Genomic DNA, 17,308 nt, shown 5'->3' on the forward strand with positions numbered 1-17,308 from the left:
GGGGGGGGGGGGGGGGGAGGGGGGGGGGGGGAGGGGAGGGGATCATCTCTCGCCCCCCCCCCCCCCCCCCCCCCCCCCCCCCCCCCCCCCCGGGGCGCGGGCAGCGCCGTGACGTTCCGCCGGCGACTGGGTGCGGGGCGCGTAGGGGTGCCGTCGGTGGGGCTGGGTGGCGGCGGATCGCACGAGTCGGCGTCGGGGCTCACCGGGCGCAGGCAACCTTTCGGCCCGTTCGCGGCATCTAAGTGGTGTCAGGGCCGCGAGAGGGGGAGGACGCGGTAGGCGGGAGCCACGGGTGCCGCAGGCATGGTCCGTGGTGTGTCACGGGGGGGATGGATTAGTTAAAGGCGGCCTGTATTTCTATTGCGCCAATTTGGTGCGTATGCGATTTGACGTGCCGTGGTCGACTTCCGCTATCTGTTGCACAGCCGTGACAGCCTTGCGCGAAAAAACGTTCGATCCGCAGAGTGTGTGAGGACTAGCATTCCGGGATGGAATCGAATCTCCCTCCGATATTGAATTCCTCCGACAGTGCGGCTCTCCCCCCGCCCCGCAGGACGCCGCTCCGGCTGGCCCGCTTCGGTGCGATCTTCCTGGCGGCGAGCGTGGTGTCCGGTGTGCTGCTGGCTGGCCTCGCCCTGCCCGCCGCCGGCGGTTTCGGACTGACCGCCAAGGGCACGGCGGAGGGCTTCGAGGACATCCCCAGTGACTTCAAGACTCCGCCGCTCACCCAGGCGACGCAGATCTTCGACGCCAAGGGCGGCCTGATCGCCAAGGTGTACGAGCGCGACCGCACGGTCATCACCCCTGAGCAGATGTCGCCGTTCATGCGACAGGCTCAAGTCGACATCGAGGACGCCCGGTTCTACGAGCACGGCGCCGTCGACCTCAAGGGCGTGCTCCGCGCGATCAGCAAGAACGCCGAGAGCGGCACCGCCTCGCAGGGCGCCTCGACGCTGACCCAGCAGTACGTGAAGAACGTCAACGTCGAAAAGGCGGGCGAGGACCAGGCCGCGGTACAGGAAGCGCAGCGCAAGACCCTGGGTCGCAAGATCCAGGAGCTCAAGGTCGCGATCAAGCTGGAGGAGGACCTGTCGAAGGACCAGATCCTCACCAACTACCTCAACATCACGTACTACGGGAACGGCGCCTACGGCGTGGAGGCCGCCTCCCAGCGCTACTTCAGCAAGAGCAACAAGGACCTGACCATCGCCGAGGCCGCCATGCTGGCCGGGCTGGTGCAGAACCCCTCCCAGTACGACCCGAAGCTGCACCCGGTGGCCGCGCAGAAGCGCCGGGACACGGTCATCGACAAGATGCTGGAGAACAAGCACATCACCGCGGACCAGGCCAAGGAGGCGAAGGCCGCCCCGCTGGGTCTCAACTTCAAGGACCCGCAGAACGGTTGCATCACCGCCACCGCCCAGGGCGGCATGGGCTTCTTCTGCGACTACGTCCGGCACGTGGTCAAGCAGGACCCGGCGTTCGGCCAGAGCGCCGCCGACCGCAAGAAGTTCTGGGACACCGGCGGCCTGAACATCTACACCACGCTGGACCCGGACAAGCAGGCTGCCGCCCAGAACGCCGTGACCTCCAACGTGAAGATCACCGACAGCGTCTCGGCCGCCGCCACCATGGTCGAGCCGGGCACCGGCAAGATCCTGGCCATGGCCCAGACCCGCCCGTACGGCCTGGACGCCAACAAGAACCAGACCGTCGTCAACCTCAACGTCGACGCGGCGATGGGCGGCGGCAACGGCTTCCAGCCCGGCTCCACGTTCAAGCCGGTCGTCGCGGCCGCCGCCCTGGAGGCGGGCCTGCCGGCGACCCAGGAGTACTCGGCCCCGAACAAGCTCGAATACCCGACGATGAAGACCTGCGAGGGCACCTGGAAGAACCAGGGCCGGCCCAAGACGGTGGTGCCCAACGAAAGCGAGAACGAGAAGGGCCCCTACCAGCTGAAGCAGGCGATGGCGCTATCGGTCAACACCTACTTCGTGCAGATGGAGCAGGAGATCGGCCTCTGCGCGGTCAAGCAGATGGCCAACAAGCTGGGCGTCACCGGCAAGGCCAGCGGCAAGCCGCTGGAGGAGGTCCCCGCCATGGCGCTGGGAGTGGAGGAGATGAGCCCGCTGACCATGGCCAACATCTACGCGACCTTCGCCGCCCAGGGCACGCACTGCGCCCCGATCGCCATCAACAAGATCACCACCGTGGACGGCAAGGACGTCCCCGTCCCGGCCGGCCAGTGCGAGAAGGCGTTCTCCGATGACACGGCGCGGGCGATGAACACCGTCCTGAACGGCGTGACCGAGAACAAGGGCACCGGCGCGGCGCTCAACCTGGACGACAACCGGCAGATCGCCGGCAAGACCGGCACCTCGGACCGCAAGCGGGCCGCCTGGTTCAACGGCTACACCCCGCAGCTCGCCACCGCCGTCTGGCTCGGCGGCCCCAACGGCGGCGTCGAGATGCGCAACATCACCATCAACGGGAAGTACCACAGCGAGGTGTTCGGCGCCGACGGCCCCGGCCCGATCTGGCAGGACGCCATGAACCAGGCCCTGCGCGGCACGCCCAAGAAGTCCCTGCCGATGGCCGACATCCCCGACCCGGCACCCAAGTCCGACCCGAACAACACCGGCACCGGCACGGGCGCCCCCGCCACCACCCCGCCCGGCCCGCAGCACTGACAGCAGTCACACCGGCGGCCCCTTGCGAGAGCAACAAGGGGCCGCCGGATCGTTTCGCTCAGGCGTCACCGGTGAAGTGGTCGAACTCCCCGGCCTTCGCGCCCCGGAGGAACGCGGCGAACTTGAGGGCGGTGGTGCGGACGATGACCTCGCCCTCGTCGGACTCCCGGAGTTCGATCAGTCCGGCGACCGCGCGGACCTCCACACAGTTGTCGCTGGAGCTACTGAAGGACGACTTCTGCCATTGGTCTTGAGACATCTCAGCCTTTCAGGTTCTTGGCCGTGCGATGGATCAGATCTCGCGAATCCTCGCCATTGAGAGCAGCCTTCTCGATGCGGTTGAAGACTTCACGATAGGACTCAAGCTCGCTCGGGGCGTCGAAGAAAATCGGGCCCTGCGATGACTCCACCTCGGCCGTATCAAGCTCGGGTACCTCCCCGGAGGTGTAGATGAGGCTCTCGACCGGTCCGGGATAGGTGTGGGCGGTGAAGGGGATGACACGGATGCTTATGTCATCCCTGAGGGAGTCATCGATCAGGCTGTGAAGCTGCCCTCGCAGCACGTCGGTGCCACCGAAGCGTGTGAGCAGACTGGACTCATGTAGATAGGCTTCGAGCTTCTTCCGAGGGCCCTGAAGGACCCTCGTTCTGCGCTCCGAACGGAACGCGACATGCAGATCGAGTTCGTCGGCAGGAAGTCGAGGGATCCGTCGACTGAAGATTCCTCGTGTGTAGTCGTCTGTCTGCAGAAGTCCCGGAAGGAACGTCGACGCGCAAACCCTGATCGTCGTTGCCGCGAAGTCCTCGTGCTCGGCGGATTCGAGGAAGACGTCGGGAATGTGGTTGCGGTACTGCTCCCACCAACCCTTGTCTCGCACTGTGATGATGCCGTTGAGGGCGTCGATGAGCGGCTGGTTGTAGCACTCGCAGGCATCGGCGACTGTACGGAGCCGGTCCACGCTGACGCTGGTCTTCCCGCTCTCCATCTGCGTCACCTGGGCAGGGCTCACTCCGAGCACGCGAGCAAGTTGGCTGCCCCCGAGGCCCGCTTGCTCTCTCATCTTTCTCAGTTCAGCGCCCAGGCGACGCTGACGAAGGGTTGGGTTGTGGCGACCTGGCATGGCGTCCTCTCAACATCCTGTGGGATCAGTGTGCCGCGTCGGCTACGGCAAGGACCATCCGTCCCCCGGGAGAGGGATCTTCCTCGCAACTACCTAAATTTAAGTTCCGATGCGCTATCGTCAACCCCAGATCGATCCGACGGATCGTCAGCAATGCCTGTTCGCCGGGTAGTAGGCGCCCGCTGCCCGCGCGCTGAAGGCATCTCCCCCTCCCCACACCAGCAGCCTCGCGGAGGTTCCCGTGTGCACCCTCAACACCCCCTCGCTCGCGCTCGCCCGGCAGTCCCTGCGGGACGCCCTGACCCGCTCCGGGTGGGACGCCGAGACCATCTTCTTCGCCGAACTCGCCCTGGCCGAACTGGTCGTCAACGCCTGGCGGCACGGCAAGACCGCCTCCCCCGTCGTCCTCCTCTCGCTCCTCGACGGCACCCTCCGGGTCTCCGTCTCGGACGAGAGCGACGTCCTCCCCGAGCGACACCAGCTCCCCGACCTGGCCACGACCGGCCGGGGGCTCCAGCTCATCGAGGGGCTCACGCACCGCTGGGGCGTGGACACCCAGGAGCGTGGCAAAACGGTCTGGTACGAGCTGGACTTCGCCGCGTGAGCGCCGCCCGCGAACCCGTCGCGCCGGACGACCCCCGGATGCGCGACTACACCCCGCCCCAGATCGTCGCCCTGCTCGGCGAGGTGCACCAGCGCGGACGCTCCTACGGTCTCCTCTGGGGCTCCGCCTTCCCCCACGAGACCACCCTCGACGGCCGGATCCTCGTCGACTTCGGCAACGCCCCCGTGAGCACTCTGCTCAACCTCCTCCACCTCCTCCGCGACGTGGAACGGGACGAGGCGTGGGGGTGATGAGCTTCTTCGTCGGCGCGGCCCTGGTCTTCCTCCTCGCGCCCGCGATCGTCATCGTGGCCCTCGGTGCCATCGCGACCCTCAAAACGCCACACCCCGGCGACGAACGCGACAACCAGCGCTGACCACATGCGAAGGCCCTCGCCCCAGGGATGGGCGAGGGCCTCGCGGCGTCCGGGAGCTACGGGGTCAGCCCCCGGACGGGTTCCTGGGAGCACCGCCACCGCCGAAGCCACCGCCGCCGAAGCCACCCGCGCCACCCGCACCGGCGGCCGCGCCTTCGACGAGCTGGCTGGCCGCGTAGCCGCCGTTGGCGTCGGGGGTGCCGACGACGGTCACGCTCTGGCCGGGCTGGAGGTCGGCGACCTTGCCCTCCTTGTTGAGCTGGACCTTCGTCGCGTCGCCGGTGGTGACCTTGACGGTGTTGCCGTTGGCGTCTGTCAGGTAGACGGTGGTGCCGTCGACGGCCTTGACCGTGCCCCGGGTGAGCCCGGCCTGCCCGCCCTGGCTCTGACCAGTGCCCTGGCCCTGACCACCACCCTGACCACCCCGGCGGGAGCCGCCCTGCCCGTACCCGCCACCGCTCGCCCCGGCCGCCCCGGCCGCCCGCTGCTGCGGCACAGCGCCAGAGGCCGTCGCGTGCGAGGAGCCGCTCTTCGTCCCGTGGTTCTGCTGGTACCAGACCCCGCCCGCGAAGGCCCCGCTGGCGATGACGCCCCCCGCCAGCACCAGGCTGAGCCAGGGCAGCTTGCGCCGCGGCGGGGCGGCGAGCTCGGCGGTGACGTCGCGGGCGTCCGGCGGGGTGGCGAGCAGGGCGACCTGCTCGGCCGGCGTGCTGCTGCTGACCGTGGCGATCTCGTTGCTCATGGGAGTCCTACTCGTGCCGGAGGGCGTCGATCGGCCGCAGCGAGGCGGCCCGGTTGGCGGGGTAGCTGCCGAAGAACAGCCCGATGGCGACGGCGATGCCGAACGCGCCGATCACGGATTCGGGGATCACCACCGGTTTGATGCCGACGATGCTGAAGTGCGAGCCGGCGATCCCGGCGGCCACCCCGAGACCGGCGCCTAGCACGGAGAGCAGGGTCGACTCGGTCAGGAACTGCCCGAGGATCACCGCGCGCGGGGCGCCGAGCGCCTTGCGGATGCCGATCTCCCTGGTCCGCTCGGTGACCGTCACCAGCATGATGTTGGTGATCCCGATCCCGCCGACGAGCAGCGAGATCGCCGCCACCGCGCCGAGCAGCACGGTGAAGGTCTTCGTGGTGCTCTCCCTCGCCGTGAGCAGCGAGGACTGGCTGGTGATCCGGAAGTCGGCCTTGGTCGGGTCGGCGATCGCGTGGGTGCCGAGCAGCACCCGGGTGATCTCGGCCTGGGCCGCGGTCGTGCTGTCGGCCGAACTGGCCTGCACCAGGATCTGGTTGACGGCCCCGAAGCCGGTGAAGGCGTTCTGCACGGTCGGCAGCGGGGCGATCACCACGTCGTCCGGGTCGGTGAAGCCGCTGCCGCCCTTGGCCTGGAGCACGCCGACCACGGTGAACGGGGTGCCGCCGAGGACGATCTTCTTGCCGACCGGGTCCACGGTGTCGAACAGCTGCTTGGCCGTCGTGGCGCCGAGCACCGCGACCTTGCGCGAGCCGAGCACGTCGTCGTCGGTGAAGTACTCGCCGTGCGCGACCTTCTGGTTGGCGGTCTCGAAGTACGCCGGGTAGGTGCCGACGATCGAGCCGGGGCTGTACGAGATGTCCCCGTACAGCGCCGTCCCGCTGGTGGTGACCACCGGGGCGACCGACCTGATCGCGGTCGAGTCGGTGTCGGCGGCCAGTGCCTTGGCGTCGGCGACCGTCAGCTTCTTCACCGAGGAGGTGGCACGGGCGCCGCCGCTGGCCGAACCGGAGCTGACCGTGAGCGAGTTGGTGCCGAGCGAGGTGATCGACTCCTTCACCGCCACCGACGAACCGTTGCCGACGGCCAGCAGCAGGATCACCGAGGCGACGCCGATCAGCACCCCGAGCATGGTGAGCGCCGAGCGCACCTTGTTGGCGGCCAGGCCGCCAACCGCGAAGCGGAGCATCTGCCAGAGGATCACGCCGACACCCCCAGCTCGCGCAGCAGCGGCGGCGGCCCGTCCACCGGGGCCTGCCGGACGTCGCTGACGATCCGGCCGTCGACCAGCCGGAGCACCCGCTTGGCGTGCCGCGCGACTTCGTCCTCGTGGGTGATCAGGACGACTGTGCGGCCGGTGGCGTTGAGCGCGTCGACGAGGTCGAGGACCTCCTCGGTGGAGCGGCTGTCCAGGTTGCCGGTGGGCTCGTCGGCGAGCAGCATCGCCGGTGCGGTGACCAGTGCCCGGGCGACCGCGACGCGCTGCTGCTGGCCGCCGGAGAGCTGGTTGGGCCGGTGCCCGGCGCGTTCGGCGAGGCCGACCAGGGAGAGCGCGGCCAGGGCTCGGCGGCGCCGCTCCGAGGCCCGGACGCCCGCGTAGGCGAGCGGCAGCTCGACCTGGGCGAGCGCGGTGGTGCGCGGGATCAGGTTGAAGGACTGGAAGACGAAGCCGATCTTGCGGTTGCGGACCAGCGCGAGCTGCCCCTCGTCGAGGTGGCCGACGTCGATGCCGTCCAGCAGGTAGCGGCCGGCGGTCGGGACGTCCAGGCAGCCGAGGATGTTCATCATGGTGGACTTGCCGGAGCCGGAGCTGCCCATCACCGCGACGTAGTCGCCCTGGTGGATGTTCAGGCTGACGCCGAGCGGGCCGCCGGTGTCCGGGTCCTCCGGGCCGTGCAGCGCGTGCACGACGGCGTCGCCGTGCCCGTACGCCTTGGTGATCCGGCGCAGCTGGATGACGGGCGGGGGCGCCGCCGGGACGCGCTTGTCGATGACGTGACGCATGCTCAGCCCTTACCGCCCCGGCCGGCCCCGCCGCCGGCGGCACCGCCGCCACCGCCACCGCCGACGCCCGCCAGGCCGGCGCCGCCGCCCTGGCCGCCACGGCCCTGGCCGCCGCCGATCCCCGGGAAGGAGGCGTTCGGGAAGCCGTTGCCGCCGCTGGTGGTGGGGAGTTCGACCTTGTCGCCCTCCTTCAGCCCGGAGACCACCTGCACCGTGCTGTCGCCCTCGACGCCGACCCCGACGCTGACCCGCTCGCTGGAGCCGTCCGGGTGCACCACGGTCGCGGTGCGGCTGGCGCCGGTGCCGGAGAGCGCGGAGGTCGGCAGTGACAGCGCGCTGTCCGCCTCGCCGGTGATCACCTGGACGGTGGCGCTGAGGCCGGTGCGCAGCGCGCTGGTGTCACCGCTGAGCTGGAGCGTGGCGGCGTACTGGACGGCCGTCGAGCCGGCGCTGCCGCCGCTGCTACTGCTGGGCAGCGAACTGACGGACAGGACACTGGCGTTGAGCTTGGTGTCGGACTGCGCGTTCAGGGTGACGGTGGCCGCCTCGCCCTTCTTGAGCTTGAGCGAGTCCAGTTCGGAGAAGTTGGCGGTGACCTGCATCCCGGTCGGGTTGGTCAGCACGATGAAGCCGCTCGGCGCGCCGCCCGAGGCGGTGCTGCCGGTGGACGACTTGCCGGTCGACCCGGTCGATCCGGTGGAGCCCGACGAACCGGACGAGCCGCCGGAACCCGCGCCGCCCACGGTGTCGCCGACCTTCGCCGAGACGGACGCGACCGTCCCGTCCACCGAGGCGGTCAGGGTGGTGCCGGTCAGCGCCGCCTGGGCGTTGGCGAGGGTGGTCTGCGCGGTGGCGACCTGCTGCTGGGCCTGGGCGACGGCCGCGTCGTCGACCTTGGTGGTGGTGATGGTGGTGGTCTGCGGAGCGGGCGTGCTGTTCGCGCCCGCTCCGCGGTCCCCACCACCGCCGCCGTTGCCGCCGGCGCCGGAGGTCGCACCCGGCAGCGGCTGGGTGGTCGTGGTGGTGACACCGGCCTGCGCCTTGGTGAGGTTGGCGTTGGCCGTGGTGAGGGACGCCTGGGCGGCGTCCACCTGCTGCTGGGCGGCCGTGGTGTCGACGGTGGCGAGCACCTGGCCCTTCTTGACGGCGTCCCCCACCGCGACCTTGACCGAGGTGAGCCGGCCGCCGGTGGCGAAGTCCTGGGCCGCGTCGGTCGGTGAGACCAGGGTGCCGGTTCCGGACACGGTGGCCAGGACCGTTCCCTTGGCCACGGTCGCCGTACGGATCTGGGTCTTGCCGGCGGCGGCACTGGTGCCGCTGTTCACTGTGGCGTACACCAGGGCGGCACCGCCCAGGAGCGCCACGCCGAGCGCGGAGTTGACGAGGACGACGCCTCGCCGTCGCGGGAGCACCTTCATGCCGGACAGCTTTCCTGGGCGCTCTTGCGGAGCCCTGGGCGCGGGCTGGGAGAAGACTGACCGGGCGGATCCGGGCATTCCGGTCACACCGCCCGGTTCGCGCGGGCGCCTTGGCCGTGCCGTGGGCCGTCGTTGGCCGAACTCCCAGCGGGCTCCCAGTGAGTTCCGGTGAGTTCCGGTGATCTCCAGCCATCCGGCAGCGCCCCGGGTCCCACCGCCGACCGGCCCCAGACCCCCGGGAACGCCGTAGGGGCGCACCGTGAACGGCGCGCCCCTACGGAGAAGGGAGGGATCAGAGCGTCTTGCGGAACGCCTCGGCCACCGAGAGGAAGATCGAGTTGCCCTCGGTCTCGCCGATCGAGATCCGGACGCCCTCCGGGAACGGCCGGACGATCACCCCGGCCTCGGCGCACGCGACGGCGAACTCCTGCGAGCGCTCGCCGAGCCCCAGCCAGACGAAGTTGGCCTGCGAGTCCGGGATCTCCCAGCCCTGGGCGCGCAGCCCGGCCACCACCCGGGTGCGCTCCTCGACCAGCGCGTCCACCCGTTCCAGCAGCGCCTGCTCGGCGCGCACCGAGGCGACGGCGGCGTTCTGGGCGAGCTGGCTGACGCCGAACGGGACGGCGGTCTTGCGCAGCGCGTTGGCCACCGGCTCGTGCGCGATCGCGAAGCCGACCCGCATGCCCGCGAGGCCGTACGCCTTGGAGAAGGTGCGCAGCACGCAGACGTTGGGGCGGTCCCGGTAGAGGTCGATGCCGTTGGGCACCTCGGGGTCGCGGATGAACTCGATGTACGCCTCGTCGACGACCACCAGGACGTCGGACGGGACGGCGTCCAGGAAGCGCTCCAGCTCGGCGCGGTGGATCACGTTGCCGGTGGGGTTGTTGGGGTTGCAGACGAACACCAGCCGGGTCTTCGGGGTGATCGCGGCGAGCATCGCGTCCAGGTCGTGGTCGCCGGCCTCGGTGATCGGCACCGGGACGGGGGTCGCGCCGGCGACCTGGGTGATGATCGGGTACGCCTCGAAGGAGCGCCAGGCGAAGACCACCTCGTCGCCGGGGCCCGCCGTGGCGAGGATCAGCGACTGGGCGACGCCGACCGAGCCGGTGCCGGTGGCGATGTGCTCGACGGGCACGCCGAAGCGCTCGGCCAGCACCTCGCTGAGCTCGCCGACGGCCATGTCGGGGTAGCGGTTGAGCGAGCCGGCCGCCGCGACCGCCGCCTCCAGCACGCCGGGCAGCGGGTCGTACGGGTTCTCGTTGGAGGACAGCTTGTACGCGTCGGCGCCGGCCGGCTTGCCGGGCTTGTAGGTGGGGATGCCGTCCAGGGTCGGCCGCAGCCGCGGGCCCTGCGCTGACGTACTCGTCACGGTCCTACTCCTTCTCGATGCTGTCCGCGCGTGTTCGGCACGCGTTCGGCGCGTGTTCGGCGCGTGTTCTCCGGTGCGGTCGCCCCCGCCACCTGTGGGATCGCCACCGTGCCCGGGATCTCGGAACGCGTCCGGGGCACCCCGGTCGGGTGCCTTGAACGATACCGACCGCGCTCACCCGTAGGGGTGAGATGCCCGGTCGGGTGACAGGCGCAGATCAGCCATTCTGCCGGGTTCCTTTGGCACATGTCAGAGGTAAGACGGCTGGTTTCGTGCGGGTATCGAAGGAGCGCACCCCGGCTCACTCTTGGAGAAACGTATCTCCGAGGGCTCCCGATGCGCCGGTCACAGACCCTTGTCAGGAGCCATACGATCGGTCCGCCATGACAGCAGCAGCCAACCAGAGCGGTCGGCGTCCCACCACCTCACGGCGTCTGGAACGGGCCGGCATCCGGGATGTGGCAGCAGCCGCCGGAGTGTCGATCACCACCGTCTCCGACGCGCTGAACGGAAAGGGCCGCCTGCCCGACGAGACCCGCAGCCGGGTGCGCGAGGTCGCCGAGCGCCTCGGCTACCGGCCCTCCGCGGCCGCCCGCACCCTGCGCACCGGACGGTCCGGCCTGATCGGGCTGACCGTCACGACCTACGGTGAAGAACCGTTCACCTTCACGGAGTTCGCGTACTTCGCCGAGATGGCCCGGGCCGCCACCAGCGCCGCCCTCGGCCGCGGCTACGCGCTGGTGGTGCTGCCCGCCTCCTCCCGCCACGACGTCTGGGGCAACATCGCCCTGGACGGCACCGTGGTGATCGACCCGCCCGACCAGGACCCTCTGGTCAGCGAGCTGTACCGGTCCGGCGTCCCGGTCGTCAGCGACGGCAAGCCCGGCAACTGCCCGGTCACCGCCTGGGTCGACAACGACCACGAGGCCGCCGTGCTCGGCATCCTCGACCACCTCTCCGAGGCCGGTGCCCGCCGCATCGGCCTGCTCACCGGCACCAGCACCGACACCTACACCCGGCTCTCCACCGAGGCCTACCTCGGCTGGTGCACCAAGGTCGGCCAGGAGCCGGTCTACGAGGCCTACCCCGCGCACGACCCGGCCGCCGGCGCCGTCGCCGCCGACCGGCTGCTCGCCCGCCCCGACCGGCCCGACGCCGTCTACGGCCTGTTCGACCCCAACGGCACCGACCTGCTCGCCGCCGCCCGCCGCTACGGCCTGCGGGTCCCCGACGACCTGCTGCTGGTCTGCTGCAGCGAGAGCGACGTCTACGCCACCACCGAACCGCCGATCACCACGCTCTCCCTCAAGCCCCGCCGGATCGGCACCACCGTGGTCAACCTGCTCATCGACGCCATCGAGGGCGTCGACTCCGGGACGGGCGTCGACATCGCCCGGCTCTTCCCGCCGCGCTTCCGCACCGCCGGCACCGGCCCGCCACCGGGCACCCTGATGCCGACCGAGCTGATCGTCCGCGCGTCCTCCCAGCGCCGGAGCCCGCGCACCACCGTCAGCCCTCCCCGACTCCCGGGCGAGGTCTAGACCATACCGAGCCGGGACAAAACGGACCTTGCGGGACGGCCCGGCTGACGCTCCGGAGGATTGGATACCCACCAGGTGACGACGCCGGGAGAGTGGTCTTCCTATGATGGGCGAATGACACCCGAGGACCGCTTCCCCGGGCCTGAACACCCCGACTCAGGCCCCCGCCACCAGCCGGACCTCGACGTGCTGCCGTACGGCACCTACTACGAACCGGAGCCCGCCACCGGCTACCCCGGCACGCCGTACGAAGCGGAGACCTACAGCGGCTACGGCGGAGCCCGCTACCTGGAGCAGCACTGGCCCGCCGACGGGCAGGACCACACCGTGCACGCCCCGGAGAACGCCCCGCTCTTCTCCCACCAGGACCACCCCGGTTCCCACCAGGACCACCCCGGCTACGAGCCGGCCCTGCCCGACCAGCAGTCCCCCGCCCACCAGGACCACGCCCACCAGGCCCCCGGCCGCGACGACCCGCCGACCATCGAACTCGGCCCGCCGCTGCCCGACCCCTCCGCGCCCAGCTACCCGTACCCCGCCCCCGGCCCCGGCGAGCCCCCCGGCCCGCTCTACGTCGTCGGCGACGTGCACGGCTACCTGGAGGAGCTGCGCGCCGAGCTGCGCCACCAGGGCCTGATCGACGCCGAAGGCCACTGGTCCGCCGGCCGCTCCCGGATCTGGTTCCTCGGCGACTTCACCGACCGCGGCCCCGACGGCATCGGCGTCATCGACCTCGTGATGCAGCTCGCCGCCGAAGCCGCCGCCGCCGGCGGCTACTGCCGCGCCCTGATGGGCAATCACGAGCTGCTCTTCCTCGGCGCCGCCCGGTACGGCGACGAACCCGTCCAGTCCACCGCCGGCACCGCCTCCTTCCTCGCCGCCTGGCGGCTCAACGGCGGCCAGCAGCACGACCTGGACCGGCTGGAGGGCCACCACATCAGCTGGCTCTCCCGGCTGCCCGCCATCGCGCTGGAGGACGGCCACCTGCTGCTGCACTCCGACACCACCGCGTACCTGGAGTACGGCGAGTCCATCCCCGACGTCAACGACGCCGTCCACAGCCTGCTCGCCGACGAGGGCGTCGACGAGTGGTGGGACTGCTTCCGCCGCTTCACCAAGCGCTTCGCCTTCCGCGGCGACGCCGGCCCGACGGCCGTCCACGAACTCCTCGACACCTACGGCGGCACCCGCATCGTGCACGGGCACAGCCCCATCCCGTACCTCACCGGCGCGGTGCACGCCGACGACGGCCAGCCGCCGCACATCCCCGGCCCCTACGTCTACGCCGACGACCTCGCGGTGGCCATGGACGGCGGCGTCACCATGGAAGGGCGCCTGCTCGTCGCCCGACTCCCCGTCAGCTGAGGCCCGCGGACCGGGGCCGGTCGAACGGGCGTTCCCGGCGCCCGGGCCACCGCACGCGCGCGGGCCGGGGCGCGAAATTCCGGAAACCGACTGTCAGCACGGCCGCGCCCGCCCCTAACATGAGGCACACCACACCCGGCCGCCCGTCCGGCGGCCCGCCTCCGCGCCCGTTTCGGCGCCCCTGAGGGTCCCGCGGCCCCTGGGGCGGAGCGAACCGGGGTCCGCATGAACGGGGTCCCCATGACCAACCCCCCGCCGCTGCTCGCCGAGGACCGCCCGGAATACGAGCGCCTCCTCGCCGAAGCCCTGCGCGACCACACCGTCCTCACCGCCCTGCGCGCCCCCGGCGCGCTCACCACCGACCAGCTGCGCGTCCGCGCCCTGCGCGACGCCGACGCCATCGCCGCCGCGGCCGCCACCGAGTACACGCACTACACCCGGCTGCGCGAGACCCTGCGCACCACACCCCCGCCGCCCCCGGGCGCCGAACCCATCGCCCCCGGACTGCTCACCCAACTGCGCTCCGCCAACGGCGGCGCCGGGCTCTTCCCCGTCCTCACCGTGCTCACCCCGGTCCTCGCCTGGACCGCCGCCCTGGTCCTGCTGCTCATCGGCTACCTGCTGCGCGCCGCCAACCCCGACCTCACCCTCGCCCGCAGCCTCGTCACCGCCGGCTGGGTCGCCCTCGCCGCCGGAGTCGCCGCAATGGCCATCGGCATCATCGGACTCGTCCTCACCGCCATACGCGACGGCGGCGCCGCCGCCCCGGCCGGCACCGACCCGGAACTCGCCGCCGAACTCGCCGACGCCCGCCGCGAATGGCGCACCGCGCTGCGCGACCGCGGCCTGCTCCCCTACCTGCACACCCACCTGCCCGCCGTCCCCGCCGGCGCCCCCGAGTTCACCAGCCCGGGGTACACCTCACCCGACTTCTCCAGCCCGGGCCCCGTCCCCACCGCCGACTACACCTCACCCGACTTCACCAGCCCCGGCGCCGTCCCCACCCCGGCCCCCGACTTCACCGCCCCCGGCTACACCAGCCCCGCCTTCACCAGCCCCGACGACGTCACCTGACACCCGAACCCCGGCCAGTCCAGCAGGAGTTCGGCCGCCGGGGTGCGGTTGCCGGTCGCCGACGCCGCCGCCATGGCCGTGGAGGCCGTCTCCGGGTCGGTGCGGGGCGGCACGACCAGGAGGAGGAAGTGGTCCTGGAAGCCGCGGGTGACGCTGATCGTCGCGCTGCTGCTGGTGAGCCAGTTGATCCTGATCAGGAGGCCGTTCACCACGACGGAACGGGGCACGCCGTCCCAGGCCGAGGTGTCCAGGCCCACCCGGATGATGCGCCCCAGGTGGGCGCCGAGCGCGGTGACCAGGTCCGGCAGTTCGGCCAGCACCCGGTTCGAACGCGGCCACCAGGCACCGTCGAACACCCCGCCCCGCGCCATCGTCGGCTCCAGCACCAGACGTGGCAGCAACGGGACTCCGGGCACGGACCACGGCCCGGGAGTGGTGGGAACGGGGAGGGGGATCGGCAGCATCAGAAGCCGCCCGTCCGGTCCGCAAGGACCTGTCATGACCCAGGGCGACACCAGCGCCGGTACCGGTATACGGAATGTCCTCGGTTGTCTCCCAACGGTACTCCGCGGCACCCCCCGGCGGGCCTGCCGTCACAGGAGTAGGCTCGAAGACATCCAGGGCATTCCGCATCCCGGTACCCGTTCCGGCTTCGTTCTGGGTGAAGGGTCGTCCGGGCCGTTCCGGCCGGACACCCGGGGACGGGAAGCGGTGACCACCGTGACCACTCACACCCCGCAGGCGGCACGCACCGGCCACGGCCTCACGGTCGCCGACGCGATGGAGCCCTGCGAGTACCAGATAGCCGACGACAGCACCGTCGACCAGGCCAACGACATCCTGCGCGGCGCCCACGTCGAATACCTGCTCGTCCGCGGCCACGACGGCCGGTGCGAGGGGCTGGTCACCCGCACCGGGCTCCACACCTTCCTGGAGCACCCCCGGACCACCGAGCGGACCTCGATCAGCGCCACGGCGCACCAGCGCGGCCCGTTCGCCTGGCCGGGCCTGGGCCTGGCCCTGGCCGCGATCGCGATGCGGGTCAAGCGCATGGCGGTCTGGCCCGTCGTCGACGACGACGGCTACATCCTCGGCATCCTCACCGCCGACCGCGCCACCGTCCTCCTCGAACCCGCCCCCGCCCTCGCCTGACCCGCCCCGCCCCGCCCCGCCGGACGCCGGGACGCCGCGCCACTACGAAGAGTTGCGTCAGTCAGGGATGGCTCGCGGCGAAGACCTCAACCTCGCACTTTGCCGCACCGCTGCGTTTGATCCTCGCGTCGCTCGTGACCAGCGGTGCGCCGAGGGCTTCCGCCAGGGCCACGTACTGGGCATCGTAGGAGCTGAGGTTGGCGTGCAGCTTCTTCACCCTGTCCCAGAACGGCAGCGTCTCCCGTTTGGCGATGGGAAGCATCCGGTAGGCGACGACCGCTCTTTCCACCTCCTTCTCGGTCAACTTGCCGCCACGCTGCATGCCGAGCAGGGCCGACTGGATCTCGTAGTCCAGGAGGGTGGGGGCGTAGACGTCCCCCGCCTCGGCCACACGGCTCCGGATGAGCTCTCCGTTCGAGCTGTGGGCCGTGAGGACCAGAACCAGAGCGGAGCAGTCGATGACGATCAACGCCCGGCTCGCCCCTCGTCAATGGCAGAAACGATGTCGGCGGCGCTGACGCGAGCGGTGGTCTCCCGGTTCAGCCGCTCCATCATCTCCGCCATCGTGGGCTTGGACGTTTCTCTTGCGATCAGGTCCTGCATGAATGCCTGGAGCGACTTGCCGGCCTGGGCCGCGCGGACCTTCAGGGTCTGGATCTGGTCGTCCGGGACATCTCGGATGGTGAGTGCCGTCATATCTGCACTCTAGCACCACTAGCTGCAAAATGCAGAACTCCATCCGGCCGGATCACGCCTCTTTCATGGGCTTGATCAGCAGCGGCGAGTACGGCATACCAGCTCCTCACTGAGGGTGATTGGGACGGCGCTCAGCGTAGTACGCCGGATGTGCCCGCGTCCGAAGTCCGGACAAGTGTGTTGCCGTCCGCCTTCCGTGCGCAGACACGGTGCCGCCCCGGCAAGCGTCGAAGCTCACCGGGGCGGCAGCGAGGTGCAGCTGGACGTCAGTCGGCCAGCGGGAGGTAGACCCGGTTGCCCTGGGCGGCGAACTCGGCGGACTTCTCCGCCATCCCGGCCAGCGCCTCGGCGTCGAACTCGGTCTCCACGGCACTGGAACCGTCACCGTGCTCGGCGCGGATCTTCTGGCTGATCTTCATCGAGCAGAGCTTCAACCCAGAACCAGCACATTCACGCTGGCCAACCACACTGGCGCACCGCCCGGACCGGACGAGACCGTCAGTACGGGAGCAGAACCGTGGTGTCGAGGGTGAAGCCGAACGGCTCGGGGATGTGGATGACCTCCCCGAAATCGGCGTCTTCCCTCATCCGATAGCGACCGGCCTCGGGCTCCCTGAAGAGCGTGACGGTCTTCTGCGCGGCGTCCACCAAGAGGTAGAGCGGGATCTGCATCAGCGGGTAGTCACGGAGCTTGCCGACCCAGTCGTTCTCCGGGTTCGACGGCGAGACGATCTCGACTGCGATGAGAGCCAGCTCGGCCGGAACCCTGTTCTCCGTGGTCGTCATGGCGTCTTCGGGGAGATACGTGAGGTCTGGGTTTCGCAGCTTCGACACCTGAGGAGAGGTCAGGTCCATGTTTCCCGTGGAGAGGTATCCAGCCGGAGCACGGGCCTCGAACTGTCGGCGGACAACGGAGAGGTTCCGCTCGTGGATGGCCGAGGGCGACGCCTGCATGATGACGATGTCACCAGAGAACTCGATCTTGAAGTTCGCCGGGGCGGACCTGCGGAACTCCTCGATCAGGGCGAGGTGCTCAGGGTTCATCTGTCCTCCTGGGGTATGGCCCAGCACCACGCTACCGGCTGATGAGGAGACGCTGCCCCAGGACAGCCTCTTCGGTGTCAAGGGACAGCGCCATCGT

Annotated in this window: 19 protein-coding genes and 1 pseudogene; 8 read left to right on the forward strand and 12 right to left on the reverse strand. The window is 70.5% G+C overall.

Translation table 11 applies throughout. From position 1 onward, the window contains the following. Positions 1–614: 614 nt before the first annotated feature. Complete coding sequence (locus AC07BF_RS18530; RefSeq protein WP_478333602.1) at positions 615–2,690, forward strand: transglycosylase domain-containing protein; 2,076 nt, start codon at positions 615–617, stop codon at positions 2,688–2,690. Positions 2,691–2,748: 58 nt separating this feature from the next. On the opposite strand, the gene AC07BF_RS18535 is transcribed toward AC07BF_RS18530, so the two are convergent. Both AC07BF_RS18535 and AC07BF_RS18540 read right to left on the reverse strand, forming a co-directional pair. Beyond that, positions 2,749–2,949: a DUF397 domain-containing protein gene (locus AC07BF_RS18535; protein ID WP_363581558.1), complete on the reverse strand. Its 201-nt coding sequence runs from the start codon at positions 2,947–2,949 to the stop codon at positions 2,749–2,751. A 1-nt stretch (position 2,950) separates the two neighbouring features. Beyond that, positions 2,951–3,811: a helix-turn-helix domain-containing protein gene (locus AC07BF_RS18540; protein WP_363581560.1), complete on the reverse strand. Its 861-nt coding sequence runs from the start codon at positions 3,809–3,811 to the stop codon at positions 2,951–2,953. A 241-nt stretch (positions 3,812–4,052) separates the two neighbouring features. Between AC07BF_RS18540 and AC07BF_RS18545 the strand changes: the two genes are divergently transcribed. Genes AC07BF_RS18545 through AC07BF_RS18555 form a run of 3 tightly spaced genes read left to right on the forward strand, consistent with a single transcriptional unit; the run spans position 4,053 to position 4,791 of the window. Beyond that, positions 4,053–4,415 (forward strand): ATP-binding protein, encoded by a 363-nt coding sequence (locus AC07BF_RS18545; protein ID WP_363621077.1) that lies wholly within the window; start codon positions 4,053–4,055, stop codon positions 4,413–4,415. Then, positions 4,412–4,666 carry a hypothetical protein gene (locus AC07BF_RS18550; RefSeq protein WP_363581564.1) on the forward strand — a complete coding sequence of 85 codons (255 nt, stop codon included), beginning with the start codon at positions 4,412–4,414 and terminating at the stop codon, positions 4,664–4,666. The genes AC07BF_RS18545 and AC07BF_RS18550 overlap by 4 nt, the downstream gene beginning before the upstream one ends. Continuing rightward, on the forward strand, positions 4,666–4,791 hold the full coding sequence (locus AC07BF_RS18555) for a hypothetical protein (protein ID WP_363581566.1): 126 nt from the start codon (positions 4,666–4,668) through the stop codon (positions 4,789–4,791). Before AC07BF_RS18550 ends, AC07BF_RS18555 begins: the two co-directional genes overlap by 1 nt. Positions 4,792–4,855: 64 nt before the next feature. Here AC07BF_RS18555 and AC07BF_RS18560 read toward each other — a convergent pair whose 3' ends face one another. The 5 genes from AC07BF_RS18560 to hisC all read right to left on the reverse strand — a co-directional run bounded on the left by AC07BF_RS18560 (position 4,856) and on the right by hisC (position 10,339). After that, positions 4,856–5,533 carry a hypothetical protein gene (locus AC07BF_RS18560; protein WP_363581568.1) on the reverse strand — a complete coding sequence of 226 codons (678 nt, stop codon included), beginning with the start codon at positions 5,531–5,533 and terminating at the stop codon, positions 4,856–4,858. 7 nt (positions 5,534–5,540) lie between these two features. Then, the gene (locus AC07BF_RS18565; protein ID WP_363581570.1) at positions 5,541–6,752 is read right to left on the reverse strand and encodes an ABC transporter permease; all 1,212 of its coding nucleotides are present in this window, start codon (positions 6,750–6,752) and stop codon (positions 5,541–5,543) included. Further along, positions 6,749–7,552, reverse strand: coding sequence for an ABC transporter ATP-binding protein (locus AC07BF_RS18570; RefSeq protein ID WP_350876857.1), 804 nt, complete (start codon positions 7,550–7,552; stop codon positions 6,749–6,751). The genes AC07BF_RS18565 and AC07BF_RS18570 overlap by 4 nt, the downstream gene beginning before the upstream one ends. A gap of 2 nt (positions 7,553–7,554) precedes the next feature. Continuing rightward, a complete protein-coding gene (locus tag AC07BF_RS18575) occupies positions 7,555–8,970 on the reverse strand; it encodes an efflux RND transporter periplasmic adaptor subunit (protein ID WP_478333603.1) in 1,416 nt (471 codons plus the stop codon). 292 nt (positions 8,971–9,262) lie between these two features. Beyond that, on the reverse strand, positions 9,263–10,339 hold the full coding sequence (hisC, locus tag AC07BF_RS18580; RefSeq protein WP_371517822.1) for a histidinol-phosphate transaminase: 1,077 nt from the start codon (positions 10,337–10,339) through the stop codon (positions 9,263–9,265). 383 nt (positions 10,340–10,722) lie between these two features. On the opposite strand from hisC, the gene AC07BF_RS18585 reads away from it, so the two are divergent. From AC07BF_RS18585 to AC07BF_RS18595, 3 genes are all read left to right on the forward strand, one after another. Further along, complete coding sequence (locus AC07BF_RS18585) at positions 10,723–11,880, forward strand: LacI family DNA-binding transcriptional regulator (protein ID WP_363581576.1); 1,158 nt, start codon at positions 10,723–10,725, stop codon at positions 11,878–11,880. 114 nt (positions 11,881–11,994) lie between these two features. Then, on the forward strand, positions 11,995–13,245 hold the full coding sequence (locus AC07BF_RS18590) for a metallophosphoesterase (protein WP_363581578.1): 1,251 nt from the start codon (positions 11,995–11,997) through the stop codon (positions 13,243–13,245). Between the two features lie 240 nt (positions 13,246–13,485). After that, on the forward strand, positions 13,486–14,319 hold the full coding sequence (locus AC07BF_RS18595; RefSeq protein WP_363581580.1) for a hypothetical protein: 834 nt from the start codon (positions 13,486–13,488) through the stop codon (positions 14,317–14,319). On the opposite strand, the gene AC07BF_RS18600 is transcribed toward AC07BF_RS18595, so the two are convergent. After that, positions 14,277–14,720 (reverse strand): DUF5994 family protein, encoded by a 444-nt coding sequence (locus tag AC07BF_RS18600; RefSeq protein WP_400804368.1) that lies wholly within the window; start codon positions 14,718–14,720, stop codon positions 14,277–14,279. The two genes, AC07BF_RS18595 and AC07BF_RS18600, sit on opposite strands and share 43 nt — an antisense overlap. Positions 14,721–15,039: 319 nt before the next feature. Between AC07BF_RS18600 and AC07BF_RS18605 the strand changes: the two genes are divergently transcribed. After that, positions 15,040–15,471 carry a CBS domain-containing protein gene (locus AC07BF_RS18605; RefSeq protein ID WP_363581584.1) on the forward strand — a complete coding sequence of 144 codons (432 nt, stop codon included), beginning with the start codon at positions 15,040–15,042 and terminating at the stop codon, positions 15,469–15,471. A 61-nt stretch (positions 15,472–15,532) separates the two neighbouring features. Here AC07BF_RS18605 and AC07BF_RS18610 read toward each other — a convergent pair whose 3' ends face one another. The 4 genes and pseudogenes from AC07BF_RS18610 to AC07BF_RS18625 all read right to left on the reverse strand — a co-directional run bounded on the left by AC07BF_RS18610 (position 15,533) and on the right by AC07BF_RS18625 (position 17,211). Then, positions 15,533–15,940, reverse strand: coding sequence for a type II toxin-antitoxin system VapC family toxin (locus AC07BF_RS18610; protein ID WP_363581586.1), 408 nt, complete (start codon positions 15,938–15,940; stop codon positions 15,533–15,535). Next, positions 15,937–16,167: a FitA-like ribbon-helix-helix domain-containing protein gene (locus tag AC07BF_RS18615; protein WP_363581588.1), complete on the reverse strand. Its 231-nt coding sequence runs from the start codon at positions 16,165–16,167 to the stop codon at positions 15,937–15,939. The genes AC07BF_RS18610 and AC07BF_RS18615 overlap by 4 nt, the downstream gene beginning before the upstream one ends. Before the next feature lie 266 nt (positions 16,168–16,433). Next, a pseudogene (locus AC07BF_RS18620) lies at positions 16,434–16,616 on the reverse strand (phosphomethylpyrimidine synthase ThiC); the annotation flags it as partial. A gap of 49 nt (positions 16,617–16,665) precedes the next feature. Then, positions 16,666–17,211, reverse strand: a complete 546-nt coding sequence (locus AC07BF_RS18625; protein WP_363581590.1) for a Uma2 family endonuclease — start codon at positions 17,209–17,211, stop codon at positions 16,666–16,668. Between the last annotated feature and the right edge of the window lie 97 nt (positions 17,212–17,308).

It is taken from the genome of Kitasatospora sp. NPDC043950 (assembly GCF_056435345.1).